The following is a 25032-nucleotide window of genomic DNA, read 5'->3' on the forward strand; positions in this document are numbered from 1 at the left end:
AGAGGCTTTACCAAAGAAACGTCGAAAGTTCCAACTGGTAATTAAGTTTAAACCAGTGGTGCGCATCCTTCTGTGATTAAATCAATATAATGGCGGTGAGGAAGGGATTCGAACCCTTGATACGTTGCCGTATACACACTTTCCAGGCGTGCTCCTTCAACCACTCGGACACCTCACCTTAATTTAAGAGCCTGCATTTTGTAGCAGGCTGCATACTATAATGATCTCAGCACAATTAATCAAGTATTTTAATTCATACAAACAATCACGCCAAATGCGGCAATAATTGATAGAATAAGTACTGTCGCAATTAAACCGTATTTTAAATCTGTATTCATATTCTCTCTCCAATTAATTTCTTAATTCTAATTTATTCACTTTCAATTGGTCCATCAAGTGGTAGAAAACCCCTTAATGACTTATTTGCCTCTATTTCAGGATAGTTAGGCGCCAAATCAAGAAGCATTTCTACAGCTTCATCTAAAAAAGGATCGGGCTTTTTATAATCCTTAGGTAAATCACTTAATTTAGCAATCGGCTTGAGACCTTCACGACTTAATCGCTCATTCATGCGTTTCAAATCACGATCTTCATCTCTTTTTTGCTCGGTTTCCCGTTCTTTTCTATTTAAGGAAACGATATATTGACGATCTTTTTTATCATTCAATCGTTTAATATCTTCCTCGATATAGATAAACTCAGGATTCTTTTTAATACGAGCAATATGCTTCGATTTTAATTCCGGCAACAATGGTTTAATATTAGCAACCGTTAAATAATCTGCTGACGCAATTTTATCCCATGGCAATGCATTATCTAAATAACGCTCACCTGTTTCATCAATATATTTTGATTGAGTCATTTCAATATCGGGATCAACCCCTTTTAGTTGGGTACTTCCGCCATTGATACGATAGAATTTTTGTACTGTGTACTGAGCGCCACCTAACTCTGGCCAATCCGGATGTAATCGAGCATCAGCCGGATAGGAGATATTACGAGAAGTCTGTACTGTACCTTTTCCGTAAGTTGTTTCACCAACGATTAAGGCTCGCCCATAATCTTGCATTGCTGCTGAAAAGATCTCAGAAGCCGATGCACTATAACGGTTGATCATCACAACAATTGGTTTACTAAAGCCAATACCTCGATTTTTGTCATCATAGGTCGTCACTTTTTGCAAATTGTCGCGAACTTGAACAACTGGCCCAGTGTCGATAAATAGACCGGTTAATTCAATAACTTCGGCTAATGAACCGCCACCGTCATCACGTAAATCAATCACTAGTCCTTGAAGATTTTCTTGATTGGCAGTGATGAGTAATGATTCAACCTTTTTGGTTAAACCAATGTAGAAACTTGGTATTTCAAGCACACCAACTTTACCGCGTTCATTATTAATGATCTTTAATTTAGCTTCACGATCTTCAAAATGAATTTTATCACGAGTGATCTCAACAACTTTAGGTTTACCATTATTGTCTGCCGGTAAAATTTCTAATTTAACTACAGTGCCTTTAGGACCACGAATTTTATCTACAATGTCATCTAAACGCCAACCAACGACATCTTCGATAGGCGAATTACTTTGACCAACGCCAATAATTTTATCACCGACAGCGAGTGATTTGCTTTTTTCAGCTGGACCACCAGATACAAATGACATAATCTCAGTATAATCATCTTTTTGACCCAATGTCGCCCCTATTCCTTCAAGAGATAAGCTCATATCAGAGTCAAAATCACGCTTTTTACGTGGTGCTAAATAACTGGTGTGGGGATCAATTTCTCGAGCAAAGGCATTCATAAAGACTTGAAAGCCATCTTCATTATTCGATTGGATGATTGTTTTTATAACACGATTATATCGTTTGGTTAATGCTTCACGGATTTGCTCTTCATTTTTTCCGGTCAACGCCAAATTAAGCTCATCGTATTTGACACGTTTGTTCCAATATTCATCAAGCTCGCTTTCAGTTTTCGGCCAGGCTAAATCTTCACGTTTAAAGTTGATTTCATCTTTAGCAGAAAAGTCCATAGGACGTTTTAATACATCAAGCGCATACTTATAGCGGTTGTAGCGTTTTTGTAATGAAAGATTATAAATATCATAAGCTGTTTTTAGATCGCCATTGATTAGCTCTTCACCTAACAACTCTTGTCTGCTTCGAAAACTATCAATATCACTTTGTAAAAATATCGCTTTATTGCTATCTAATAGCTTAAAATAGCGATCAAAGATTTGAGCTGAAAAAGCTCCATTGAGTGCAAAATCACGATAATGTGATTGTGTAAAAAAGTTCGTCACACGTTTTGCGACAATTTGATGTATATCATCTTGTTTTAAAACAGGAACTTTTTCATAAACTGGCGATGTTGCCTGAACATTTGGACTTACAACAGATAAAATAAAGCTTAGACTAATAATACCTTTCAATAACTTATTCATTCAAATTCTCTACTTAGTAATGATATGTTCTGGTTTAACAGTTAACTCCATACCAGACCCAACTTTAACTTTGATATGTTCTTTCTCTAACTTAATAATCTGCCCTTTTACAGGTTTGTTACCCAAAGATAATTTAACAAAATCACCGATTTTTAAAGTTCTCGGTTTTTTGACAGGTGCTTTAGATGACTTACGTTTCTCTTTAGCTCGAGCTTTCGCTTTATCTTTGCTCTCTTTTAACTGTTGCTGCGCATGTTCCATCTGTTCTTTGGTGATAATGTCATTATTGTTTCCGTCCAAATCAACACGATATTCACCTTCTTTAATACAGTATAGATAACGCCAGCTCATGGTATAAGCACGCAAAGCTACACGTAATTTGGTTTTGCTTAAAAGTTCATTGCTATCAATTTGAGAAAGGATATCTTGGAAAATTCCAATCTTTAATGGTTTGGCTTCCCCTTCAATTGTAAAACAATTTGGAAACTGTTGGGCTAAATAAGCAATAATCTCTTTACTATTTGTTAATTGAAACTGATTTTCCATTAGTAATTCCATAGCATCTAAATTTCAGTGACGTTAAAGTATATATCAGCTTATACAATAACACTAACTATCTTTTTTGTGTTTGTTAATAAATGACATAAAATCTTTAATACCATTGCGCATTAACCACGCAGAAACAATTGCTTGCTCATCAGTAGATAATTGTTCAAAAGCCGTGATCCAAAGTTGTAAGGGTTCAATCGGTGAAACTAAATATGAGGCACTTACTTCTTCAATAGATAACGCTTTTTTAACCTCAACAGAAAAACTACTAATATGGTATTCCAGTGCTTTACCACGTACTCCAGCACGTTTACGGGCAGTCCACTTTTCAGCTCTTGCTTTTCGATTGATACCTTGTATCGTTGACGGCATCCCTGCAATGCTTAATAGCTCTTTCGATGAGAACCACTCTTTCATTTTAATAATCCTACATTTAAGAAACAAGAAAAAAGTTATAGAAATTAAATAAACTTTGATACAATATTAAGAAACAAATTTTTACTGTAACTAAAGTTAAATTATAAACTTACTGGTTTTAATAACAGGAAAGAATAACATAGATATTAAAGGTTATAAACTAAGAAGGAATAAAAAAATGGAAATTAACTTGAAGGACTGGCATAAAGCAGATATTATCGCTGCATTGAAAAAGAATGGCACAACACTTGCAGCACTATCACGCCAATCAGGATTAAGCTCATCGACATTAAGTAATACGTTAGTTAGGCCATGGACAAAAGGTGAAAAAATTATAGCGGATGCTTTGAATGTTAAACCTTCAGAAATCTGGCCAAGTCGTTATATTAATCCATCTACCCAAAAACCGATCAAGCGTGTATTAAGAAAAAAAAATAATTTAAAAAAGATTCACAACTAAAATAACAAACAGATTTATCAACTCAATATCAACATATGGAAACATAGAGAAATTAATATCAATGTTTCCATATTTCGCCAATTCACCTTCACTGTCCCAAATCGATCTTATTTTAGAACGATACTTTTAACGCTATCTTGAACGATATCAAACATATGCTATTATCATTGGCTTCAATCAAGACTAATTTATTATGTAAGGGCTGTAACACAATGAAAAAAGTATCCAAAATTCTTATCGTTTTATGTTCACTTGTTGCATTATCTGCTTGTACTCAGAAAAATTTTTCTGAGCAAGGCACGCCATTGAGCCAACAAAAAGTCAATAAAATTATTGAGGGCTCGACTACTGAAATTCAACTATTGTCGCTTTTTGGTGAGCCAACCACCAAAGTAGCGCTTAAAAACAATGAAACCCAGTATACCTATGTGTATAGCAAAAAAAGTTCAACCAGTCACCCTATTATTGGCGAAACACAGTACGATATTTTAGAAGGAAAACTTGATGTTATCACTTCAAATGGTATGGTAATTTGGTTTAATTATAATGAGAATATCAAACAGAAAAAATGGTAATCAGTCTTTAACCTCAATTTGCTAGCACATAACTAAATTGTGCTGGCAACATACCTGACCCAATTCATTTAGCTCAAAACGTTTTCAAACGTCTATACTTTATCCGTCTATCGTTTAAACAGTCAGACAACACTGGACAAAATTACACTTTCAGTTATACTCGTTTGCGAAATTAACCAGACAATCGCTGCTTTGTTGTTGTCCTTTGTAAAAGGGAGACAAACAGAGGGGAGGAAAGTCCGGGCTCCATAGGGCAGAGTGCCAGGTAACGCCTGGGGGGTGTTGGCGAGAGCGAACATTCACGACTAGTGCAACAGAGAGTATACCGCCGATGGCTTATTATATAAGATCAGGTAAGGGTGAAAGGGTGTGGTAAGAGCACACCGCGCAACTGGTAACAGTTGTGGCACGGTAAACTCCACTCGGAGCAAGGTCAAATAGGGATTCATTGGCGCGGCCCGCGTTGAATCCGGGTAGACTGCTTGAGCTAATGCGTGAGTATTAGCCTAGAGGAATGATTGTCCACGACAGAACCCGGCTTATCGGTTAATTTCACCTTTTACTTTTTGCTCGCCTCGTTTGCTATACTCTTAGCTTTCTTTTTGTTATTTAACCAGCGCTTAACTGCCAGTGCGATTGAGAAGATAAGGCCAATAACTAATAAAAACACCGGTATTAACATCAGTAAAGACATAATTTGTTTTTCATAGGCTTTAAATACTGGCGATAGACCAAATAAATAACCTAAGGTAACAATCAAAAATATCCATAAAGTTGCACTAATCCAATTATAGATATGGAACTTTTTGCTATGTAAACCCGATAGACCCGCCATCATAGGTAAGATTGTACGAACAAAAGCGATAAAGCGACCAATAAATAGCGCTTGTAAACCATATTTATGGAATAGTACTTCTGATTTTTTGTGGTATTTTTCCGGGATATGTGCCATCCAATTTTGCACAACTTTAGTATTACCTAGCCACAAACCTTGAATATAACCCAGCCAGGTACCTAATGCCGCTCCGGCAATCAAAATCAAGTTAATCAATCCAAAGTGAAAGACATTTTGACTAATTAATACACCGGTCAAGAATAATAAACTGTCACCCGGTAAAAACGCAGCCGGTAATACCCCATTTTCTAATAAAATGATGATAAATAGCATGCCATATAATATCCATAACACATTTGGATTTGAAAGCGTTGCTATATCCATGTTAACAAATGCTTGATAAAGAGTAATGATTGTATCCATCTATTTTAAATTCTCATTATGTTAAGTTATTAGCGGTTAACAGTACCACCGACGGTTAAATTATCGACTTTTAAAGTGGGTTGCCCAACACCAACCGGTACGCTTTGCCCGGCTTTACCACAAACACCGACACCTGAATCTAATTGCAAATCATTGCCGACCATTGAAATTTGTTGCATGGTTTCAATTCCGGAACCAATCAGCGTTGCCCCTTTAACTGGAGTGGTTATTTTTCCTTTTTCAATCAAATAGGCTTCGGAAGTTGAAAAGACAAACTTACCAGATGTAATATCCACTTGTCCACCAGCAAAATTAGGCGCATAAAGCCCGTAATCAACACTACTGATGATTTCATCAAAAGTCGAATCGCCCGGCAGCATATAAGTATTAGTCATTCTTGGCATAGGTAAACAAGCATAACTTTCCCGGCGTCCATTACCTGTTGAACGAGCATTCATTAATTTGGCATTGAGTTTATCAAATAAGTAACCTTTTAAAATGCCGTTTTCAATTAACACTGTTTTTTGGCTTTGTGTGCCTTCGTCATCTATCGAAAGCGAACCACGACGATGATCAATCGTCCCATCATCAACAATGGTGCAGAGTGTTGAAGTGACTTGTTCACCAATTTTGCCGGAAAATACTGACGTATTTTTTCGGTTAAAGTCCCCTTCCAGTCCATGCCCTACTGCTTCGTGTAACAATACGCCTGGCCAGCCTGCACCTAACACAACAGGCATAGCGCCAGCCGGCGCATCTTTAGCTGACAAAGCCACTAACGCTTGGCGAACAGCTTCGCGGGTATAACTATCGACATAGCTATCACCTGTCTGAGGGTTTTTCGTCAGAAAATAGTCATAACCAAAGCGCCCACCGCCACCACTTGAGCCATGCTCACGTTTACCTGCTTGCTCAACAATTACAGAAACAGATAATCGCACTAATGGTCTGATATCAGCACACAATGTACCGTCGGTTGCGGCAATTAAGATATCTTCATAACTACCGGTCAAACTAGCCGAAACTTCAATAACTCTAGGATCAATTGAGCGTGCTAGTTGATCAACTTGTCTCAATATTGCCACTTTCTGTTCTTGAGAAAACGAGTTGATCGGGTTAATGGATTGATACTTTGCGACAATGTCAGCAGATTTAAATGGCGTAACAGCAACAGGGGTTTGTTGTTTAGTTATTGAGTTTGCCGCTGAGACACTTTGTTCTAAACGATCTAAAGTGAGCTGATCGGTATAAGCAAATCCTGTTTTTTCACCAACAATAGCTCGAACACCCACACCTTGATCCCGATGAAAAGAAGCACTTTTAATAATACGATCTTCGAGCGACCAACTTTCGTAATAGCCGGATAAAAAGTATAAATCACCAAAATCAATTTGCCTTGCACTTAACATATCAAGTAAATGCATAAGATCTTTCTGGCTTAGGTTATTAAGATTGAGTAACCTTTCACTCACTTGGTTGACTATCATAAATTCCTTAATTTCTATATTGCCTACTATTTATACTGTTATCCGAAGATTTCGTACATTTTTTACTAAAACGTATAGTATTTCTGAAACTTCTTGTCAAAAAATTACATCAACACTACATCATATTGCTCTTGAATATAGAGCGGCTCAACTTTAACTTCGACACGTTTGCCAACGAAAACTTCAACCTCGGCAAGCGCATGCGACTCATCATTGGTTAATGCGTTAGCCACTGCTGCTGATGCATAGACCAAAAAGTATTCGGAGCGGTGCGCTTTGTATATACGAACTATTTCACGTAAAATTTCGTTACAAATAGTTTCAACCGATTTCACAATCCCGCGCCCCTTACACGCCGGACACTGTTCACACAGAATATGCCCAATGCTCTCTCGGGTACGTTTTCGGGTCATTTCAACCAACCCTAATGCTGAAAACGAGTTAACCGTTGTTCTGGCACGGTCTTTAGCTAAAAAGTCTTGTAGCGATTGCAATACTCGTTCTCGGTGGATGGCTTCTTGCATATCAATAAAATCGATAATGATAATACCACCTAAGTTACGTAAACGTAACTGTCTGGCAATGGCAATCGTTGCTTCAATGTTAGTATTGAAGATCGTTTCTTCTAAATTTCGATGACCAACAAATGCACCTGTATTAATATCAATTGTGGTCATCGCTTCGGTTTGATCAATAATCAAATAACCGCCCGATTTCAATTTAACTTTACGATCAAGGGCTCGCTGAATCTCGTTTTCCGTGTCATAAAGATCGAAAATTGGAATATTGCCGCGATAGTGCGATAGTTTATCGGTAACTTCGGGCATAAATTCTTGGGTGAATTCGAGTAATAGATCATAAGTTTGCTTTGAATCCACTAAAATTCGTTCAATCGGATCACCAACAAAATCACGCAATACCCGCTGGGACAGGGCTAATTCGCCATAAACTAGGTTTTTACTGGTTGGGCGAGCCATGCGTTCTTGAATTTTTTTCCATAAGCGTTTTAAAAAGTTGGCGTCTTGTTCAAGCTCATGAGCATGTGCACCTTCAGCAGCCGTTCTGACGATGAAACCACCGTCATCTGTCACATACTGCTCAACGATTTTTTTAAGCCTTTCTCGCTCTTCTTCACTTTCAATACGTTGCGAAGTTGCTACATGGGCAGAATTTGGTCCCGGCATAAGAACTAAATAGCGGGAAGGCAAGGTAATATCGGTTGTCAACCTTGCGCCTTTGGTACCTAATGGATCTTTGACTACTTGTACCATTAAGTCTTGACCTTGACGCACCAGCTCTGAAATATCTTTCACCTGAAACTGTTCTTGTTCAGTATCTGATACACATTCAGTATGCGGCATGATATCTGAGGCATGTAAAAAAGCCGCTTTTTCTAAGCCAATATCAACAAATGCAGCTTGCATTCCCGGTAAAATACGAATCACTTTACCTTTGTAAATATTACCGACGATCCCTCGTCTTGATTCACGATCAACGTGGATCTCTTGTAATACGCCATCTTCGATGTAAGCAACACGAGTCTCCGACGGCGTGACATTCATCAATAGTTCAACAGACATAAAGATTCCTTTTAATTGATATTAAAGCTCCGTTCTATGAGTCGTAACATTAAATAAACAAATATCCATAATGCTCCATCAACACAACTAGAGAGTAAAATCAAAGGCGAAATCGTTATAGTGTGATAAATGACAACTTGGAATAAAAATATCAATAAATTATAACATAGTGATACGCCAAATATCACAATCGACTGTTGCCATAGTGCTAAATTGCGTATCAATTGAAACCTAAACATTAATAAATAAGCGATAATTGAAAAAATAAAAGCATGCACACCCAGTATTGAGCCGGAACAAAGATCCATAATGGCACCCAAAACAAAAGCCGTCCCCATACCAATTCGATGCGTAACCATAATGAGCCAATAAGCTAATACAAGTATCAATAAATGTGGTTTAAACATGTCATAAGCTGGTGGCCATGGGATGATTTGCAGGCACAAACCAATAAATAACGTTATCCAAATTATGACTATTTTATTATGACCCCTCATGTGTTGCTCCTTGATCTCCCCATAATAATAGTAGATAACGTAAACGTTTTATATCAGCTGTAGGCGTTGCAGAGATAATGGGGGTTGAATCACTAATATCAAGCTTAACTGAACTGACTACCGCCACCGGATAACCTTCTGGGAAGCGCCCATCTAAACCGGAAGTCACTAAAACATCTCCCACCTTAATATCGACATTGTTAGGTAAAAAATCGAGGGTTAGATCATTACTACACCCATTTCCTACTGCAACCATTGAAATATCATTTCTTAATACCTGTACTGGTATTGCATGTTGATAGTCACAAACTAAAATAGCCCGACTGGTGTTTTGTGCAGTCTCATAGATTTGACCCACAATGCCCTTTTCATCAACTACCGGTTGCCCAACATAAACACCGTTATCTTTACCTTTATTGATAACGACTTGATACACGTAAGGATCGGTATCAGTCAATAATACTTGTGCCGCCATTTTATGTTCATCATGGCGTAACGGGGAATCAAGCAAGCCTCTTAACCGATCATTTTCATGTTTCAAATGCTCCAATAATAGGAGTTCGCTTTTTTGTTGCATTAATGTTTGGTGCAATTTTTCGTTTTCATTAACCAATGTGTCACGTGTTTTGGACATTTCATATAGCAGATCAAACGATGATTTAGGCGCATTTGAAATATAATAAAGTGGTGAAATTAACGTATCTAAATAATAACGAATCTGTTTGAAAGGTCGATAATTTGAATCTACTACAATTAGCGTTAAGGCTAACGCAAGTGAAATAAATAACTGTACACTAAGAGGTGAACGTTTAGAAAAAAGTAATTTCATTGTCCGGTATTTACCTGTTATATACTCAAGATCTAATTATTTTAAGATATGACTCCGCCGACAAAGTCGGCGGAAAATAAATGAGATGTCTAAACTTCTAATCATATTGATCAACAAACAGATTAACAATAAATTATCAGTTAATCTTCACTAAACAGATCGCCACCATGCATATCAACCATATCTAAGGCTTTACCACCACCTCGAGCTACACATGTTAGTGGATCTTCAGCAACAACAACATGAATACCTGTCTCTGCTGATAATAATTTATCAATATTACGTAATAGCGCACCACCACCAGTTAACACCATTCCGTGTTCAGAAATATCTGATGCAAGCTCTGGTGGACATTGTTCTAAAGCAACTTTAACTGCGCTTACAATGCCACTTAATGGCTCTTGTAGTGCTTCTAAAATCTCGTTAGAGTTTAAGGTAAAGCTGCGTGGTACACCTTCGGCAAGGTTACGTCCACGAACTTCAATCTCAAGGACTTCATCACCAGGATAAGCACTACCAATAAAATGTTTGATTTTTTCAGCAGTTGCTTCACCAATAAGTGCACCATAATTACGGCGAACATAATTGATAATCGCTTCATCAAAACGGTCACCACCAATACGAGCAGAGGCAGAATAAACCACACCGTTTAATGAAATAACCGCAACTTCAGTCGTACCACCACCGATATCAACCACCATTGAACCGGTAGGCGCAGAAACCGGTAAATCCGCACCAATAGCGGCAGCCATTGGCTCTTCAATCAAATACACTTCACGCGCACCGGCACCTAATGCCGATTCACGAATCGCACGGCGTTCAACTTGGGTGGCACCAACAGGTACACAAACAAGCACTCGTGGGCTTGGTCTTAAAAAACTGTGACTATGGACTTGACGAATAAAATATTGCAACATTCTTTCGGTCACTGAAAAGTCTGCAATCACACCATCTTTCATCGGTCTAATTGCAGCAATATTCCCCGGAGTACGACCTAGCATCTGTTTCGCAGCATGTCCAACAGCAGCGACACTTTTTGGCGTCCCAGTACGATCCTGACGAATAGCAACAACTGAGGGTTCGTTTAGTACAATACCTTGCCCTTTAACATAAATAAGGGTATTTGCTGTACCTAAATCGATCGATAAATCATTTGAAAACAAGCCGCGAACTTTTTTGAACATAATAAAAACTCTTCCTAGAATTAATCTTGTTAAAGTGTATGTATTAGAATATTGAGAAGGAAACCATAAAATGAAAATAAAATAATCGCCATTTCATGTCGCTAAATAATAGCTTATTTAGCACGTTAAGACCATAGTCCGCCTCAACAATTATTAAATGTGACTATTGTATATCAAATATAAAATAATACCTAGAAAATAGTATATCAAGTGATCGTAAAAGAGATATATAATGACAAAAGTTCTTTTACAGTGTATCCTTCCGCGTTAATGTTGAGTTACTGCCTTATTATCATTAAAAGACTTCTTTTAAGATTCTAAGGATGCATTAAAATAATTGTTACTTATTATCAAATAAATACGGTGTAATTCATGGATATACGCAAAATCAAAAAATTAATTGAACTTGTTGAACAGTCAGGTATTTCTGAACTTGAAATTTCTGAAGGTGAAGAATCAGTTCGAATTAGTCGTTCTGTGCCTACTACAAGCTATTCTGCGCCAGTACAAAATATTCAAATTCCACAACCTGCGCCAGTTGTTGTTACTCCAACAGTTCAAGCCGAAGTGGTAAGCGACACAAATAGTGTTGAAATCAGCGGCACAACAATTAAATCGCCAATGGTTGGAACGTTTTATCGTACACCAAGCCCAGAATCAAAGGCTTTTGTAGAAGTTGGTCAGACAGTAAATGTTGGTGATGTGCTTTGCATTGTAGAGGCAATGAAAATGATGAACCAAATTGAATCAGAAAAAGCAGGCACAATTAAAGCTATTTTAGTCGAAAATGGTCAACCAGTTGAATTTGATCAACCGCTATTCATCATTGAATAATCTGAATTTATTTATTAACTTATACGATTAAGAGATTGAATATGCTTGATAAAATTCTTATTGCTAACCGCGGAGAAATCGCTCTTCGCATTTTAAGAGCATGTAAAGAACTTGGAATTAAAACTGTCGCTGTTCACTCTTCGGCAGATAAAGACTTAAAACATGTGTTACTTGCAGACGAAACAGTCTGTATTGGTCCTGCCGCTTCAGCCAAAAGCTATCTTAATATCCCGGCGTTAATTTCTGCTGCCGAAGTAACAGGTGCAGCAGCTATTCATCCGGGATATGGTTTTTTATCAGAAAATGCTGATTTTGCTGAACAAGTTGAACGTTCAGGCTTTATTTTTATTGGACCAAAACCGGATACTATCCGCTTAATGGGCGATAAAGTATCGGCTATTGAAGCGATGAAAAAAGCAGGTGTACCTTGCGTACCCGGCTCAGACGGTCCATTAAGCAGCAACATCGAAACCAATAAAGAGATCGCCAAAAAAATTGGCTACCCGGTGATTATCAAAGCATCCGGTGGCGGTGGCGGTCGTGGCATGCGTATTGTTCGGGAAGAGAAAGATCTTGAGCAATCAATTAAAATGACTAAGCTTGAAGCAAAAACCGCTTTCAATAATGACATGGTTTATATGGAAAAGTTCCTTGAAAACCCTCGTCATATTGAAATTCAAGTGTTATCAGACGGTCAAGGCAATGCTGTTTATTTAGGTGAGCGTGATTGTTCAATGCAAAGACGCCATCAAAAAGTCGTTGAAGAAGCACCAGCCGTTGGTATTACGCCAAAAATGCGTAAATTTATCGGTGAACGTTGCGTCAATGCTTGTATTGAAATTGGTTATCGTGGAGCAGGTACATTTGAGTTTCTATTTGAAAATGGCGAGTTCTATTTTATCGAAATGAATACCCGTATTCAGGTTGAACATCCTGTTACTGAAATGGTTACCGGTGTTGATCTTATTCGTGAACAAATTCTTATTGCGGCAGGTCAACCACTTTCAATTAAGCAAAGTGATATTCACATTCATGGTCATGCTATTGAGTGCCGAATTAATGCCGAAGATCCAAAAACATTTATGCCTTCACCGGGTAAAATCACCCGTTTCCATGCGCCGGGAGGGTTTGGTATTCGTTGGGAATCGCATATTTATGCTGGCTACACTGTGCCACCTTATTATGACTCAATGATTGGTAAACTCATTGCTTATGGTGAAACTCGTGAAGTTGCCATAGCAAGAATGAAAAACGCTCTGGCCGAATTAGTTATCGATGGCATAAAAACAAACATTGAACTTCACATTGAAATTATGAATGATGAAGGCTTCCAAAAAGGGGGCACCAATATTCATTATTTAGAGAAGAAATTAGGTATTTACGAGTAGCAAAATAATCCCCATTTATTGGGGATTATTGTTTTATTGAAGTATTAAATTAGTATAGGTAAAACGGATGAAAAATTGGAAAACAAGCGCTGAAGAAATTTTAACAATGGGTCCTGTTGTCCCAGTCATCGTTATTGAGCGTTTAGAAGATGCTGTACCACTAGCTAAAGCATTGATAGCAGGTGGCGTGAAAGTATTGGAAGTCACTTTAAGAACAGCATGTGCACTTGATGCAATTAAAAAAATTATTGAAGAAGTACCTGAAGCGGTCGTTGGTGCCGGTACCGTAACAACAGTTGAACAATTAAAACAAGTTACTCAAGCTGGCGTTAAATTTGTCATTACGCCGGGTATTACTGATTCTATCTTAAAAGAAGCCGTTGCCGGAACTGTGCCGGTGATTCCGGGTATAGCCACCATTTCGGAACTATTAACCGCGCAAGAATATGGGTTAACCGCATTAAAATTCTTCCCTGCCGAAATTAATGGCGGCGTTGCAGCACTAAAAGCTTTTGCTGGCCCATGTGGTTATATGAAATTTTGCCCTACTGGTGGGGTGAATCCAAAAAATTACCGTGACTATTTAGCACTTGATAATGTGCTTTGTGTTGGCGGGACTTGGTTTATTCCAACTGATGCTATTGCTCAAGGTGATTTTGCCAAAATTACGCAACTGGCGAAAGAAGCCGTCGCTGGCGCTAAATAATCATCAATCCGCCGATAACTCATCGGCGGTTTTCCACTTTTAATTGAGTGACTAACTTCTTAATCCTTTACCCTTTTCAATCAGCCGCCAAACCATGGCATATAGCACAATGACAAAAAGAAAAAGCATTGAAAAAGTAATCAATAACGATACATCGCTAACGCCCAAAAAACCGTAGCGAAAGCCATTAATCATATAAACAATTGGGTTAAGTTTAGAGACCCATTGCCAAAAAGTTGGTAGCATCGTAATTGAGTAAAAAACGCCACCGAGATAAGTTAACGGCGTTAAAACAAAAGTCGGAATAATACTAATATCATCAAAAGTCTTAGCATACACGGCATTTAATAAGCCAGCCAGTGAAAATAATATCGAAGTAAGCAACAAGGTAAAAATAACAAAAACCCATGAATAGACTTGATAACTAACAAAAAAGAGTGAAACGATTGTCACTAAAACGCCAGTTAAAATACCTCGCATTACTCCCCCACCCACATAGCCACAAATAATGATATGAGTCGGTACGGGCGCAACCAGTAATTCTTCAATATTACGCTGAAATTTAGCACTAAAAAAGGATGAACAAACATTGGTGTAAGAGTTAGTAATAACAGACATCATTATCAACCCCGGCACGATAAACGCCATATAACTAAAGCCGCCCATGTCACCAACACGAGAACCAATTAAGTTACCAAAAATAATAAAATACAGTGACATGGTGATAACTGGTGGAATCAATGTTTGGATCCAGATCCGCAAAAATCGCGTTACTTCTTTACGCCAAATACTTTTTAAGGCGATCCAATATAAACTATTCATCCATGTCTCCTTTTTGTTTATTATCATTATGTAATAGATCAACAAATAGCTCTTCTAAACGGTTAGCTTTATTACGCACACTGATCACTTTAATATTTTGTTGATTCAATTGTTCAAATAATTGATTTAATCCATGTTGCTTATCAACTTTCACCTCTAACATACCGGATTCGACATCATGGTAACTATAACCTTGTAACTGGATTGGGTTAGAAGTTGGCACATAATCAATGATAATCGTCTCTGATTGGCTTTTGGCTAACAGATCACGCATTGAAGAGTTAGCAATTAATTGACCATGTTGAATAATACCAATATGCCGACATAACATTTCGGCCTCTTCTAAATAGTGAGTGGTTAAGATTATCGTGATTCCCTGACGATTAATTTCTCGCAAAAAATCCCACATAGAACGTCTTAACTCAATGTCTACCCCAGCAGTCGGCTCATCAAGAATTAACAATTTAGGCTCATGCACCAACGCTCGTGCAATCATTAATCGTCTTTTCATACCACCGGATAACATACAAGCCCGGCTATGGCGTTTATCCCATAAATCCAAAATTCGCAAATATTTTTCCGCTCGCTCTAACGCTAGTTTACGGGGTAAGCCATAATATCCACCTTGATTTGTCACAATTTGTAACACTTCTTCAAACTGATTAAAATTGAACTCTTGCGGAACAAGCCCTAATTGTCTTTTAGCATTAACAACATCGGTATCTAAGTCATAACCAAAGATTTTAACTTGCCCCGATGTTTTGGTCACTAACGAGCTGATAATACCGATTGTTGTTGATTTACCGGCACCATTTGGCCCAAGTAACGCATAAAAATCCCCAGCCTCAACGGTCAAATTAATACCTTTTAACGCTTCTACACCCGTTTTATAGATTTTTTTGAGTGCAATTAACTCAAGTGCAGGAATTGATGACATGAAATATCCTAAGTAAATAAATGACTGATTAAGTGATATGATATCATGTTTAGCCAATCGACAATATTGGTAATATAATGAGCGGTTGTAAAGATAACTTTTAATACCAGTGGAATGTAAATTAGATCCTTCGCTATTATAGCCTTTATCGGGTTTAACTTTATGGGGTTTAAATAGTTTAGGTGTTTTTATTAAGGAATAATTATTATGATTAAAATTGGGTTAGTTTCGGTATCTGATAGAGCATCAAATGGCATTTATCAAGACGAAGGTATTCCATCTTTAATATCATGGTTACAATTGGCATTAAAAACGCCTTTTGCAACCGAAAGTCGAGTTATTCCGGATGAACAACCAATTATTGAGCAAACACTATGTGAACTGGTCGATAATTTGCAATGTGATCTCATTTTTACAACTGGTGGTACCGGCCCTGCTTTACGTGATCTCACACCGGATGCAACTTTAGCAATTGCTGATCGGGTCATGCCAGGATTTGGTGAACAGATGCGACAAATCAGTTTGCACTTTGTGCCTACCGCTATTTTATCAAGACAAGTTGGGGTTATCCGTAAAAAATGCCTAATTTTAAATCTACCCGGTAGACCAAAATCAATCCAAGAAACCTTAGAAGGGGTAAAAGATAGTAAAGGAAATACGCTTGTTCATGGTATCTTTGCCAGTGTGCCCTATTGTATTGATCTGTTAGAAGGCCCCTATATAGAAACCCATGAACATATTGTTAAAGCTTTTCGTCCGAAACATGCAATAAAGTCTAACCTTTAATCTTATGCAAATTTCATGCATAATTATCACTATTACTTAGCAGTTTGAATTGCATCACATCGATATTAGGTATTTTAAATTGCATAAAAAATGCATAAAATTCTAAAGGCAAGCTTAGCTTTAAAGAAAATATATGCTTTTATTTGGTATTCACACAGGGTGAAAAAATAAATATCAAGGAACAGTATGAAACAAAAAGATCTGACTAAAGCCTTTAAAGAGATGCTTTTACAAGAAAAATTCAGTTCACAAATTGAAATTGTACAAGCATTACAAGAACTGGGATTTGAAAATATTAATCAATCTAAAGTATCCCGAATGTTAAGCAAATTTGGGGCGGTGAGAACACGTAATGCAAAAGCGGAAATGGTTTACTGTTTGCCGGCTGAAATGAGTGTACCAACCACTAGTAGCCCATTAAAAAATTTAGTGATTGATATTGATTACAACAGTTCAATGGTGGTGATTCGAACCAGTCCGGGGGCTGCGCAACTTATTGCCCGACTGCTGGACTCAATTGGTAAATCGGAAGGGATTTTAGGTTCGATTGCCGGCGATGATACCATTTTTAGTACCCCTACCAAAGAATGCAGCGTAAAAAAACTTTATCAAACTATTATCGAACTGTTTGAACGAACGTTATAACGCAATCAATCTAAAAGGGTTAAAATTAGATAATTTTTAATGTTTAACCTATTGACACATTTGATTAAATCGTTAATTCTATATAACACTGATTTTGTAACCTAAGTTACAAAAACGAAGAGGCGCATTACTCAGGTAGATCATTTTAGGGACTGGAACTGCTAACAAATGATTAAGGGGATGTAATGCCGAGGTTTGGTAACGTTCCAGAAAGTTATCAAATCGACTGCAAGGGCTGAATCCCTTGGGTTGTCACCTTAACAGGTGGAGCGCTTCGCGGTGTGTATTTGTTTAACGGTAAATAGAACATACCCCGCTCTATCTCTGTTAAAAATAATAAAATTTTTAATATGAGGAATCCATGGAAACATCATTTGTAATAGCTAAATTCGGTGGAACAAGTGTTGCAAACTATAGCGCAATGGTAAATAGCGCAAATATTGTTATCGCCAATCCCAGTGTTAGGGTTGTGGTATTATCGGCATCAGCAGGTATCACAAATTTACTGGTCGCACTCTCTGAAGGTCGTGATGCAGAAGTTAGAGCGCAACATATCGCAAAAATCCAATCTATTCAGTACGAAATTTTAGAACAACTACCGGAAAATCCTTCATTACGAGCTGAAATAGATCAAATTATCACAAATATTGCTTCATTATCTGAAGCAGCCAGTTTAGCCACTTCGCCGGCATTAACCGATGAGCTAGTCAGTCATGGCGAAATAATGTCATCTAAACTATTTGTCGAAATATTAAAACAAAAACAAAAAAATGCCTTATGGTTTGATGTACGTAAAGTGATGCGTACCGATGACAAGTTTGGTAAAGCCGTACCAAAAATTGAAGAGATTAAACAGCTATGCTGTGCGCATTTAAAATCATTAAATAGTAACCATGTTGTTGTAACACAGGGCTTTATCGGTAGTGAAAGCACTGGTAAAACCACAACTTTAGGTCGAGGCGGTAGCGATTATACCGCGGCATTACTTGGCGAAGCATTAAATGCGACACAAATTGATATTTGGACAGATGTAGCGGGAATTTATACAACTGATCCACGGATCACTGACGGCGCTAAACGGATTGACGAAATCTCATTTGCTGAAGCGGCCGAAATGGCAACCTTTGGTGCAAAAGTTTTACACCCAGCCACATTAGTTCCGGCCGTTAGAAGTAATATTCCGGTATTTGTCGGATCGAGCAAAGCGCCACAAGACGGCGGCACCATTGTTTATAATACCCATAGCATCAAATCCGAGCTGCCGTCTTTTAGAGCGTTAGCGCTTCGCCGTAGGCAAACATTGCTTACATTAACTAGCTTAAATATGTTACATGCTCAAGGCTTTTTAGCTAATGTATTTACGATTTTGGCCAAACATAATATTTCAGTGGATTTAGTCACAACTTCTGAAGTGAGCATTGCCTTAACTATCGATACGACCGGCACCAATACCAATGGCAATAGTTTATTAACCAAAGCACTGTTTGATGAACTCTCAACCCTGTGTCATGTCGATGTTGAAGAAGATTTAGCTTTAATTGCCATTATTGGTAACAATTTAACAACAACCAAAGGCATCGCAAAAGAGGTATTTGGTGCTTTAGATGATTTTGTTATCAGGCTATGCTGTTATGGTGCAAGTACGCATAATCTATGTTTGTTAGCTAAAAGCCATGATGCAGAAAACATTGTAAAAATTCTTCATAAAACAATTTTTGAATAATCACACAGAGGCGAATGCCTCTTGTGCGCATTTAAACACTTTTAAACGCTAGCGCTAAATAAATTGCCTTATAAAAAATCTGGCATCTTGTCAAAAATAAAGGTAGACTTAGCGCTATATGCAGCTATGCATATTGTTGTATGTCTAACTTAAAATGATTGTTAGTTTAATCATTCGATAAAATCATTATCTTCTTATTTGTTATTTTTCAAATGTCATAAATAGTTTATAGCTAAGTATTTTACGTTTTAGTAAATCGGTTACATCTATTACAGTCAATACTATCACTATCATCTGTTAATTTTTTAAAAACTTTGCAAGTAAAATAAATTTAAACTTAATCAAACAAAGGAAATCATTATGGGTATTTTGAGTTGGATTATTTTAGGATTAATCGCCGGTTGGATTGCCAAGTTTTTTATGCCATTAGGTCGTGTAGGTGTAATTAAAACCATGTTACTTGGTATTGCTGGTGCGTTAGTAGGTGGTTACATCAGTACTTTTTTCCATTGGGGAAGTGGTGTAACCGGGTTTAACTTTCCAAGTCTGTTAGTTTCTGTATTAGGCGCTATTTTACTTATCTATCTTTATCGCCTTATTAAGTAACTTTGCAAAAGGTGGGCAAGTGCTCACCTTTTTTAACTTCTCTCCTAACTTCACCACTTTTAAAATCAGCCTTAACCTTTATCGCTATTGATGAATGCCTAGGTTAAAATCTTTAAGCTTAAAGGTTATAATAAATCATTCCGCCCTATCTTAATTTTTGCTATATTAACAGGCAAAGTTTAATTGAAAATACTGTAGAACATAATGCTAAAAATATTCAATACATTAACCAGAGAAAAAGAACCCTTTCAATCAATCACGCCAAATAAAATTGGTCTTTATGTTTGTGGTGTCACCATTTATGACCTATGTCACATTGGTCACGGGCGCACTTTTGTGGCGTTTGATGTTGTCACCCGTTACTTACGCTTTTTAGGTTATGATTTAACTTATGTTCGTAATATTACCGATGTTGACGATAAAATCATCAAAAGAGCACTTGAAAACGGTGAAACTTGTGAAGAGTTAACCGAACGAATGTTACAAGAGATGTATGCAGATTTTGATGCACTGAATATTAAACGTCCGGACGTTGAGCCTCGTGCCACCCGCCACATGCCGCAAATTATTGCGCTGGTAGAAGAGTTAATTAAAAAAGACCATGCTTATATTGCCGATAATGGCGATGTGATGTTTTCGGTCGATAGCGATCCAAATTACGGTATTTTATCTCGCCAAAATTTAGAACAACTTCAAGCCGGAGCCCGTGTTGATGTGGTCGATGTGAAACGTAACCCAATGGACTTTGTACTATGGAAAATGTCAAAACCGAATGAGCCAAGTTGGGATTCACCATGGGGCAAAGGTCGACCGGGCTGGCATATTGAGTGTTCGGCAATGAATAGTTACCAATTAGGTCACCATTTTGATATTCATGGTGGTGGGTCGGATCTTATGTTCCCACATCACGAAAACGAAATTGCCCAATCAACTTGCGCCCATAATGGCCAATATGTCAATTATTGGATGCATTCGGGTATGGTGATGATTGATCAGGAAAAAATGTCAAAATCACTGAATAATTTTTTCACTATTCGTGATGTATTAAAACATTATGATGCTGAAACAGTGCGTTACTTTTTACTTTCGGGTCACTATCGTAGTCAACTCAATTATAGTGAAGAAAATCTAAAACAGGCTAGAGTAGCGCTTGAGCGTTTATATACAGCACTGCGTGACACCGATCCTAATCATCCACACACTACGCCTGACAGCAATTATTATCGCCAATTCTGTCAAGCAATGAATGATGATTTTAATACGCCGGAAGCCTATTCCACACTCTTTGATCTGGCGCGAGAAATCAATAAAGCAAAAGCAGAAAATGATATGGCACAAGCCAATGAGTTAGCTGCCGAATTGCGTTATTTATCGTCAGTGCTAGGGCTATTAGAGCAAGATCCGGTTAAATTTTTACAGGGCGAACACCAAGATGACGTTGACAGTGAATTAATTGAATCTTTAATTAAACAACGTAATGAAGCAAGAGCAAGTAAAAACTGGGCGCTAGCCGACCAAGCTCGTGATCAACTTAATGCAATGAATATTGTGCTTGAAGATAGCGCCAATGGCACCACGTGGCGTAAAAAGAGCTAAATACATCGTTAATCATCAAAAAAGGCATCGCTACATCGATGCCTTTTTTAGTCTTTATCCCAATTTTTTATCTATTGAGGTTAAAATACCGCGTAAAATATTCAACTCTTGTTGCTCGATACGTGCACGGGTAAATAACCGACGTAATCTTCCCATAATTTGACCGGGATGATTGGAATTAATAAAGCCAGTTTTAAGTAACGTTTGCTCTAGATGCTGATAAAAACGTTCAATATCTCCATCTTTTGGGAAGGTGATAGCATCATCATTTTCAACTGGATTAGATAAATCCGTTGGCAAATTTAACAGCGACATTCGAATCTCATAACACAGCACCTGCACCGACATTGCCAAATTTAACGAACTATAATCAGGATTAGCTGGGATACCGACATGATAATGACATTTTTGCAGTTCATCATTGGTTAGCCCGACCCGTTCACGCCCAAAAACTAACGCAACTTTCGCCGTTGCGGCTTCCTGGATAATTTTATCACCGCACTCTTTAGGGGTTAAGTTTGGCCACTGTAAACTGCGTGGCCTTGCACTGGTGCCAATAACCAAATGGCAATCGGCGATCGCCTGTTCCAGCGAGGATAAAATCTGTGCATTTTTAATAATATCACTCGCCCCTGCGGCTAATGAAATCGATTGCGAATCGGGTTTGATAACTGGGTTAACTAAACAAAGATTCGTTAATCCCATGGTTTTCATTGCTCTAGCCACTGACCCCATATTGCCGGTATGGGACGTTTCAACCAAAACAATTTTTATATTATCTAAATAACTCACAGCTTCCTCATTAAACTTTTGTGTCACATTTATCTTATAACTTAATGATAAACAGTATATCGTAAAAATGTATCTAAATGCAGTTTCAATGTCAGTTAACCAACAAATACAGACATCAGATTATTTTAGACAAAGCGCACAAAAATTAAGTTCATTACAAATAAGTTATTGACGAAACAAAAATAATTTGCCAATGTATTTATGGAAACACTCAATTGTGTTAGCTTTTTTTGTTAGTAAACATAATGGAGGTCATATATGACTTTAAGCATTACCAGTAAACAAATGGATATTACACCAGCCATCCGTAGCTATCTTGAAGATAAGTTTTCGAAATTAGACAAATGGAGAGCTCTGTTGATTAATCCACATTTTATTTTATCTAAAGAGCCTGACGGATTTATTGTTGATGCCACCATTGCCACCAAAGGAAGCCCATTAGTTGCCTCAGCTAAACACATTGATATGTATGCCGCAATCAATGATCTTGTGGCAAAACTGGAAAGACAGCTCAATAAAATACAACATAAAGGCGAGTCAAGACGAGCGTTTGACAGTATTAAAGGGACAGTAACTGAAGAAATTTAATAATTAATTTACGTTATTCATCTAATAAAAAGGCACAATAATGGTGCCTTTATTTTTTTGCTTGCTATAATATTGTTCAAATTTTTTAAAAAAATATAATTGAAATGACTGTAAATCCTTTGTTGCCCTTACGTAATAAAATTAACCAACTAGATAGTAAAATACTAGAAATCCTCGCTGAGCGACGTGAAGTTTCAACTCAAATCATTGAAGCTAAAATAGAAGCTAACATACCTGTGCGTGATTTGGAGCGAGAGCGTTCACTAATAAAATCATTAATTGAGCAAGGTAAAAGTTATCATCTTGACGATATTTTTATTAAGCGGTTATATCAAATAATTTTTGAAGACTCAGTACTTTTACAACAAAAAATTCTGCAAGAAAAACTTAATTTGGGCACGATTACAACGGCTAAAGTAGCATTTTTAGGTCCGATAGGCTCATACTCGCATTCTGCAGCAAGACGCTATGCAAGCGCTCACCTTGAAAAAATGATCGAATCGAGCTGTAAAACATTCAAAGATGTTTTTGAACAGATCGAAAAAGAGGTTGTCGACTACGGTATTTTACCAATAGAGAACTCAAGTTCAGGCTCGATTAATGAAGTTTACGATCTTTTGCAAAAAACCAATTTACACATTATAGGTGAGCTGTCACTACCGATTGATCACTGTGTGCTTGCCATTGCAGACGCCAAACTAGACCAAATCGATACGATCTATAGTCACCCGCAACCATTCCAACAGTGCAGTAATTTTTTAGAGCGCTACCCTCATTGGAAGATTGTTTACTGTGATAGCACTTCATCAGCGATCGAAACCGTGGCTAAACTCAATAAGCCAAATATTGCCGCAATGGGCAACAAAGACGGCGGCGAACTTTATGGGCTACAAGTACTGGATCATGATTTTGCCAATCAAAAACAGAACATTACTCGCTTCATAGTCTTGTCTCGAAAACCGATTGATGTTTCATATCAAATCCCAGCTAAAACCACGATATTAATGAAAACAGGTCAACAAGCAGGTGCATTAGTTGATGCTTTATCGGTGCTACGTAACCATAATATAGTGATGACAAAACTCGAATCTCGACCAATACACGGCACCCCGTGGGAAGAGATGTTTTATATTGATTTACAAGGTAATATCCATTCTGATGAAATGCAAACTGCGCTTAAAGAGTTAGCGTCTATTACTTTGTATAGTAAAGTATTAGGTTGTTATCCAAGTGATTCCATTACAGCAGTAATGTAAATTTATCAATATGCAAAAATTTTCAACTGCCGTACTTAATTGGTATGAACAGTACGGCAGAAAAACACTACCATGGCAGATCGAAAAAAGCCCTTATCACGTTTGGTTGTCCGAAGTTATGTTACAGCAAACACAAGTGGCAACAGTTATTCCCTATTTTAAACGTTTTATCGAGCATTTTCCTCAGATCACAGATTTAGCGCACGCCCCTATCGATGATGTATTACATCTTTGGACTGGCCTGGGCTACTATGCCCGTGCACGCAATTTACACAAAGCTGCGCAAGTAGTCAGTGAGAAATTCCATGGACAGTTTCCCACTCAATTTGATGATGTGGTTGCCTTACCGGGCGTTGGTCGATCGACAGCTGGAGCTATCTTGTCACTGTCACAAAATCAACACTATGCCATTTTAGACGGAAATGTTAAACGAGTATTAACCCGTTATTTTGCGATCGAAGGTTGGCCCGGCAATAAAGCGGTAGAAAACAAGCTATGGCAACTGAGTGAGCAAGTCACACCCAAACAAGATGTGGCAAAGTTCAATCAAGCCATGATGGATATTGGTGCAATGGTGTGTACACGATCAAAACCTAAATGCAGTTTATGCCCGTTACACCGTGATTGTATCGCTTACCAAACCGACAGTTGGCAACAATACCCAACTAAAAAACCCAAAACAACCATACCTGAAAAATCAGCCTATTTTTTAATGCTTGAAAATAATCATGCCATTTGGCTGGAAAAAAGACCGCCTTCGGGAGTTTGGGGAGGATTATACTGTTTACCCCAATTTGCAACCGAACAAGCATTAGTCGATTGGCTTGTGGCACGAGGTATCACAACCACCCCGTTAAAACAGTTGGTGGCATTTCGGCACACCTTTAGCCATTTTCATCTCGACATTATCCCTATTTACGGCAAGATAACCAATATAACCTCATGTTTTGATGACGGCGCCGGCTATTGGTACAATCTTAAGGCTGAAAATAGTAAAATAGGTTTAGCAACGCCGATTTATAATTTATTACAACAAGCAAGGTAATAAAAACCGGTATATATCGATTA

The 25032-nt window shown here is 37.7% G+C and carries 26 protein-coding genes, 1 tRNA gene, 1 other RNA gene and 1 riboswitch; of the genes, 14 read left to right on the forward strand and 14 right to left on the reverse strand.

The window, feature by feature from the left end; genetic code table 11:
* Positions 1–90: 90 nt before the first annotated feature.
* From GYM74_RS08950 to GYM74_RS08970, 5 genes are all read right to left on the reverse strand, one after another.
* Positions 91–178, reverse strand: a tRNA-Ser gene (locus GYM74_RS08950).
* Positions 179–248: 70 nt separating this feature from the next.
* Complete coding sequence (locus tag GYM74_RS08955; protein WP_220217881.1) at positions 249–338, reverse strand: YnhF family membrane protein; 90 nt, start codon at positions 336–338, stop codon at positions 249–251.
* 32 nt (positions 339–370) lie between these two features.
* Positions 371–2449, reverse strand: coding sequence for a carboxy terminal-processing peptidase (gene prc / locus GYM74_RS08960; RefSeq protein ID WP_220217882.1), 2079 nt, complete (start codon positions 2447–2449; stop codon positions 371–373).
* 9 nt (positions 2450–2458) lie between these two features.
* Positions 2459–2995, reverse strand: a complete 537-nt coding sequence (gene proQ / locus GYM74_RS08965) for an RNA chaperone ProQ (protein WP_220217883.1) — start codon at positions 2993–2995, stop codon at positions 2459–2461.
* Between the two features lie 63 nt (positions 2996–3058).
* Positions 3059–3415: a DNA-binding protein gene (locus GYM74_RS08970; protein ID WP_220217884.1), complete on the reverse strand. Its 357-nt coding sequence runs from the start codon at positions 3413–3415 to the stop codon at positions 3059–3061.
* Between the two features lie 178 nt (positions 3416–3593).
* On the opposite strand from GYM74_RS08970, the gene GYM74_RS08975 reads away from it, so the two are divergent.
* The 3 genes from GYM74_RS08975 (at position 3594) to rnpB (ending at position 5008) form a co-directional block, all read left to right on the forward strand.
* Complete coding sequence (locus GYM74_RS08975) at positions 3594–3875, forward strand: helix-turn-helix transcriptional regulator (protein ID WP_220217885.1); 282 nt, start codon at positions 3594–3596, stop codon at positions 3873–3875.
* Positions 3876–4087: 212 nt separating this feature from the next.
* Complete coding sequence (gene bamE / locus GYM74_RS08980) at positions 4088–4450, forward strand: outer membrane protein assembly factor BamE (RefSeq protein WP_220217886.1); 363 nt, start codon at positions 4088–4090, stop codon at positions 4448–4450.
* A gap of 168 nt (positions 4451–4618) precedes the next feature.
* Positions 4619–5008: RNase P RNA component class A (rnpB, locus tag GYM74_RS08985), an RNA gene on the forward strand.
* A gap of 1 nt (position 5009) precedes the next feature.
* Here the strand turns inward: rnpB and GYM74_RS08990 are convergent.
* The 6 genes from GYM74_RS08990 to GYM74_RS09015 all read right to left on the reverse strand — a co-directional run bounded on the left by GYM74_RS08990 (position 5010) and on the right by GYM74_RS09015 (position 11285).
* A complete protein-coding gene (locus GYM74_RS08990; protein ID WP_220217887.1) occupies positions 5010–5708 on the reverse strand; it encodes a DedA family protein in 699 nt (232 codons plus the stop codon).
* 29 nt (positions 5709–5737) lie between these two features.
* Complete coding sequence (tldD, locus tag GYM74_RS08995) at positions 5738–7195, reverse strand: metalloprotease TldD (protein ID WP_220217888.1); 1458 nt, start codon at positions 7193–7195, stop codon at positions 5738–5740.
* A gap of 104 nt (positions 7196–7299) precedes the next feature.
* The gene (rng, locus tag GYM74_RS09000; RefSeq protein WP_220217889.1) at positions 7300–8775 is read right to left on the reverse strand and encodes a ribonuclease G; all 1476 of its coding nucleotides are present in this window, start codon (positions 8773–8775) and stop codon (positions 7300–7302) included.
* 11 nt (positions 8776–8786) lie between these two features.
* Positions 8787–9272 carry a rod shape-determining protein MreD gene (gene mreD / locus GYM74_RS09005; protein ID WP_220217890.1) on the reverse strand — a complete coding sequence of 162 codons (486 nt, stop codon included), beginning with the start codon at positions 9270–9272 and terminating at the stop codon, positions 8787–8789.
* Positions 9259–10101 (reverse strand): rod shape-determining protein MreC, encoded by an 843-nt coding sequence (gene mreC / locus GYM74_RS09010; protein ID WP_220217891.1) that lies wholly within the window; start codon positions 10099–10101, stop codon positions 9259–9261. Before mreC ends, mreD begins: the two co-directional genes overlap by 14 nt.
* A 140-nt stretch (positions 10102–10241) precedes the next feature.
* Positions 10242–11285, reverse strand: coding sequence for a rod shape-determining protein (locus GYM74_RS09015; protein WP_220217892.1), 1044 nt, complete (start codon positions 11283–11285; stop codon positions 10242–10244).
* Positions 11286–11657: 372 nt separating this feature from the next.
* Here GYM74_RS09015 and accB point away from each other — a divergent pair, with 372 nt between their 5' ends.
* The 3 genes from accB to GYM74_RS09030 all read left to right on the forward strand — a co-directional run bounded on the left by accB (position 11658) and on the right by GYM74_RS09030 (position 14213).
* On the forward strand, positions 11658–12119 hold the full coding sequence (gene accB, locus GYM74_RS09020) for an acetyl-CoA carboxylase biotin carboxyl carrier protein (protein WP_220217893.1): 462 nt from the start codon (positions 11658–11660) through the stop codon (positions 12117–12119).
* A 41-nt stretch (positions 12120–12160) separates the two neighbouring features.
* On the forward strand, positions 12161–13507 hold the full coding sequence (gene accC, locus GYM74_RS09025) for an acetyl-CoA carboxylase biotin carboxylase subunit (RefSeq protein WP_220217894.1): 1347 nt from the start codon (positions 12161–12163) through the stop codon (positions 13505–13507).
* A 67-nt stretch (positions 13508–13574) separates the two neighbouring features.
* Positions 13575–14213, forward strand: a complete 639-nt coding sequence (locus GYM74_RS09030; protein WP_220217895.1) for a bifunctional 4-hydroxy-2-oxoglutarate aldolase/2-dehydro-3-deoxy-phosphogluconate aldolase — start codon at positions 13575–13577, stop codon at positions 14211–14213.
* 51 nt (positions 14214–14264) lie between these two features.
* Here GYM74_RS09030 and GYM74_RS09035 read toward each other — a convergent pair whose 3' ends face one another.
* Entirely contained in the window at positions 14265–15035 is a 771-nt protein-coding gene (locus tag GYM74_RS09035) for an ABC transporter permease (protein ID WP_220217896.1), read from the reverse strand.
* Positions 15028–15972, reverse strand: a complete 945-nt coding sequence (locus GYM74_RS09040; protein WP_220217897.1) for an ABC transporter ATP-binding protein — start codon at positions 15970–15972, stop codon at positions 15028–15030. The genes GYM74_RS09035 and GYM74_RS09040 overlap by 8 nt, the downstream gene beginning before the upstream one ends.
* Before the next feature lie 207 nt (positions 15973–16179).
* On the opposite strand from GYM74_RS09040, the gene mog reads away from it, so the two are divergent.
* The 5 genes from mog to cysS all read left to right on the forward strand — a co-directional run bounded on the left by mog (position 16180) and on the right by cysS (position 21328).
* A complete protein-coding gene (gene mog, locus GYM74_RS09045) occupies positions 16180–16758 on the forward strand; it encodes a molybdopterin adenylyltransferase (RefSeq protein WP_255556120.1) in 579 nt (192 codons plus the stop codon).
* A 186-nt stretch (positions 16759–16944) separates the two neighbouring features.
* Positions 16945–17403: a transcriptional regulator ArgR gene (gene argR / locus GYM74_RS09050; protein ID WP_220217898.1), complete on the forward strand. Its 459-nt coding sequence runs from the start codon at positions 16945–16947 to the stop codon at positions 17401–17403.
* A gap of 109 nt (positions 17404–17512) precedes the next feature.
* Positions 17513–17686: riboswitch (Lysine riboswitch) on the forward strand.
* Positions 17687–17764: 78 nt separating this feature from the next.
* Positions 17765–19126 (forward strand): lysine-sensitive aspartokinase 3, encoded by a 1362-nt coding sequence (gene lysC, locus GYM74_RS09055; RefSeq protein WP_220217899.1) that lies wholly within the window; start codon positions 17765–17767, stop codon positions 19124–19126.
* A gap of 360 nt (positions 19127–19486) precedes the next feature.
* The gene (locus GYM74_RS09060) at positions 19487–19732 is read left to right on the forward strand and encodes a GlsB/YeaQ/YmgE family stress response membrane protein (protein ID WP_220217900.1); all 246 of its coding nucleotides are present in this window, start codon (positions 19487–19489) and stop codon (positions 19730–19732) included.
* Positions 19733–19936: 204 nt separating this feature from the next.
* A complete protein-coding gene (gene cysS / locus GYM74_RS09065) occupies positions 19937–21328 on the forward strand; it encodes a cysteine--tRNA ligase (RefSeq protein WP_220217901.1) in 1392 nt (463 codons plus the stop codon).
* Between the two features lie 54 nt (positions 21329–21382).
* Here the strand turns inward: cysS and trmJ are convergent, their stop codons facing one another.
* Entirely contained in the window at positions 21383–22063 is a 681-nt protein-coding gene (gene trmJ / locus GYM74_RS09070) for a tRNA (cytosine(32)/uridine(32)-2'-O)-methyltransferase TrmJ (RefSeq protein ID WP_370634066.1), read from the reverse strand.
* A 315-nt stretch (positions 22064–22378) separates the two neighbouring features.
* Here trmJ and raiA point away from each other — a divergent pair, with 315 nt between their 5' ends.
* The 3 genes from raiA to mutY all read left to right on the forward strand — a co-directional run bounded on the left by raiA (position 22379) and on the right by mutY (position 25009).
* On the forward strand, positions 22379–22708 hold the full coding sequence (gene raiA / locus GYM74_RS09075; RefSeq protein WP_220217903.1) for a ribosome-associated translation inhibitor RaiA: 330 nt from the start codon (positions 22379–22381) through the stop codon (positions 22706–22708).
* A 104-nt stretch (positions 22709–22812) separates the two neighbouring features.
* On the forward strand, positions 22813–23964 hold the full coding sequence (gene pheA / locus GYM74_RS09080; protein WP_220217904.1) for a bifunctional chorismate mutase/prephenate dehydratase: 1152 nt from the start codon (positions 22813–22815) through the stop codon (positions 23962–23964).
* Between the two features lie 4 nt (positions 23965–23968).
* Entirely contained in the window at positions 23969–25009 is a 1041-nt protein-coding gene (mutY, locus tag GYM74_RS09085; RefSeq protein ID WP_370634067.1) for an A/G-specific adenine glycosylase, read from the forward strand.
* Positions 25010–25032: the final 23 nt, after the last annotated feature.

Source organism: Gilliamella sp. ESL0405, assembly GCF_019469205.1.
Classification (GTDB): Bacteria; Pseudomonadota; Gammaproteobacteria; order Enterobacterales; family Orbaceae; genus Gilliamella.

Excerpts from the sequence above, each read along its gene's own strand:
- GYM74_RS09040 (WP_220217897.1), bottom strand. The coding sequence starts at position 15,972 with ATGTCATCAATTCCTGCACTTGAGTTAATTGCACTCAAAAAAATCTAT.
- GYM74_RS08955 (WP_220217881.1), bottom strand. The coding sequence starts at position 338 with ATGAATACAGATTTAAAATACGGTTTAATTGCGACAGTACTTATTCTA.
- accC (WP_220217894.1), top strand. The coding sequence starts at position 12,161 with ATGCTTGATAAAATTCTTATTGCTAACCGCGGAGAAATCGCTCTTCGC.
- GYM74_RS09030 (WP_220217895.1), top strand. The coding sequence starts at position 13,575 with ATGAAAAATTGGAAAACAAGCGCTGAAGAAATTTTAACAATGGGTCCT.
- proQ (WP_220217883.1), bottom strand. The coding sequence starts at position 2,995 with ATGGAAAATCAGTTTCAATTAACAAATAGTAAAGAGATTATTGCTTAT.
- mog (WP_255556120.1), top strand. The coding sequence starts at position 16,180 with ATGATTAAAATTGGGTTAGTTTCGGTATCTGATAGAGCATCAAATGGC.
- tldD (WP_220217888.1), bottom strand. The coding sequence starts at position 7,195 with ATGATAGTCAACCAAGTGAGTGAAAGGTTACTCAATCTTAATAACCTA.
- accB (WP_220217893.1), top strand. The coding sequence starts at position 11,658 with ATGGATATACGCAAAATCAAAAAATTAATTGAACTTGTTGAACAGTCA.
- GYM74_RS08990 (WP_220217887.1), bottom strand. The coding sequence starts at position 5,708 with ATGGATACAATCATTACTCTTTATCAAGCATTTGTTAACATGGATATA.
- GYM74_RS08975 (WP_220217885.1), top strand. The coding sequence starts at position 3,594 with ATGGAAATTAACTTGAAGGACTGGCATAAAGCAGATATTATCGCTGCA.
- argR (WP_220217898.1), top strand. The coding sequence starts at position 16,945 with ATGAAACAAAAAGATCTGACTAAAGCCTTTAAAGAGATGCTTTTACAA.
- mreC (WP_220217891.1), bottom strand. The coding sequence starts at position 10,101 with ATGAAATTACTTTTTTCTAAACGTTCACCTCTTAGTGTACAGTTATTT.
- mreD (WP_220217890.1), bottom strand. The coding sequence starts at position 9,272 with ATGAGGGGTCATAATAAAATAGTCATAATTTGGATAACGTTATTTATT.
- cysS (WP_220217901.1), top strand. The coding sequence starts at position 19,937 with ATGCTAAAAATATTCAATACATTAACCAGAGAAAAAGAACCCTTTCAA.
- raiA (WP_220217903.1), top strand. The coding sequence starts at position 22,379 with ATGACTTTAAGCATTACCAGTAAACAAATGGATATTACACCAGCCATC.
- GYM74_RS09035 (WP_220217896.1), bottom strand. The coding sequence starts at position 15,035 with ATGAATAGTTTATATTGGATCGCCTTAAAAAGTATTTGGCGTAAAGAA.
- GYM74_RS09015 (WP_220217892.1), bottom strand. The coding sequence starts at position 11,285 with ATGTTCAAAAAAGTTCGCGGCTTGTTTTCAAATGATTTATCGATCGAT.
- trmJ (WP_370634066.1), bottom strand. The coding sequence starts at position 22,063 with ATGGGGTCAGTGGCTAGAGCAATGAAAACCATGGGATTAACGAATCTT.
- rng (WP_220217889.1), bottom strand. The coding sequence starts at position 8,775 with ATGTCTGTTGAACTATTGATGAATGTCACGCCGTCGGAGACTCGTGTT.
- lysC (WP_220217899.1), top strand. The coding sequence starts at position 17,765 with ATGGAAACATCATTTGTAATAGCTAAATTCGGTGGAACAAGTGTTGCA.
- bamE (WP_220217886.1), top strand. The coding sequence starts at position 4,088 with ATGAAAAAAGTATCCAAAATTCTTATCGTTTTATGTTCACTTGTTGCA.
- GYM74_RS09060 (WP_220217900.1), top strand. The coding sequence starts at position 19,487 with ATGGGTATTTTGAGTTGGATTATTTTAGGATTAATCGCCGGTTGGATT.
- prc (WP_220217882.1), bottom strand. The coding sequence starts at position 2,449 with ATGAATAAGTTATTGAAAGGTATTATTAGTCTAAGCTTTATTTTATCT.
- GYM74_RS08970 (WP_220217884.1), bottom strand. The coding sequence starts at position 3,415 with ATGAAAGAGTGGTTCTCATCGAAAGAGCTATTAAGCATTGCAGGGATG.
- pheA (WP_220217904.1), top strand. The coding sequence starts at position 22,813 with ATGACTGTAAATCCTTTGTTGCCCTTACGTAATAAAATTAACCAACTA.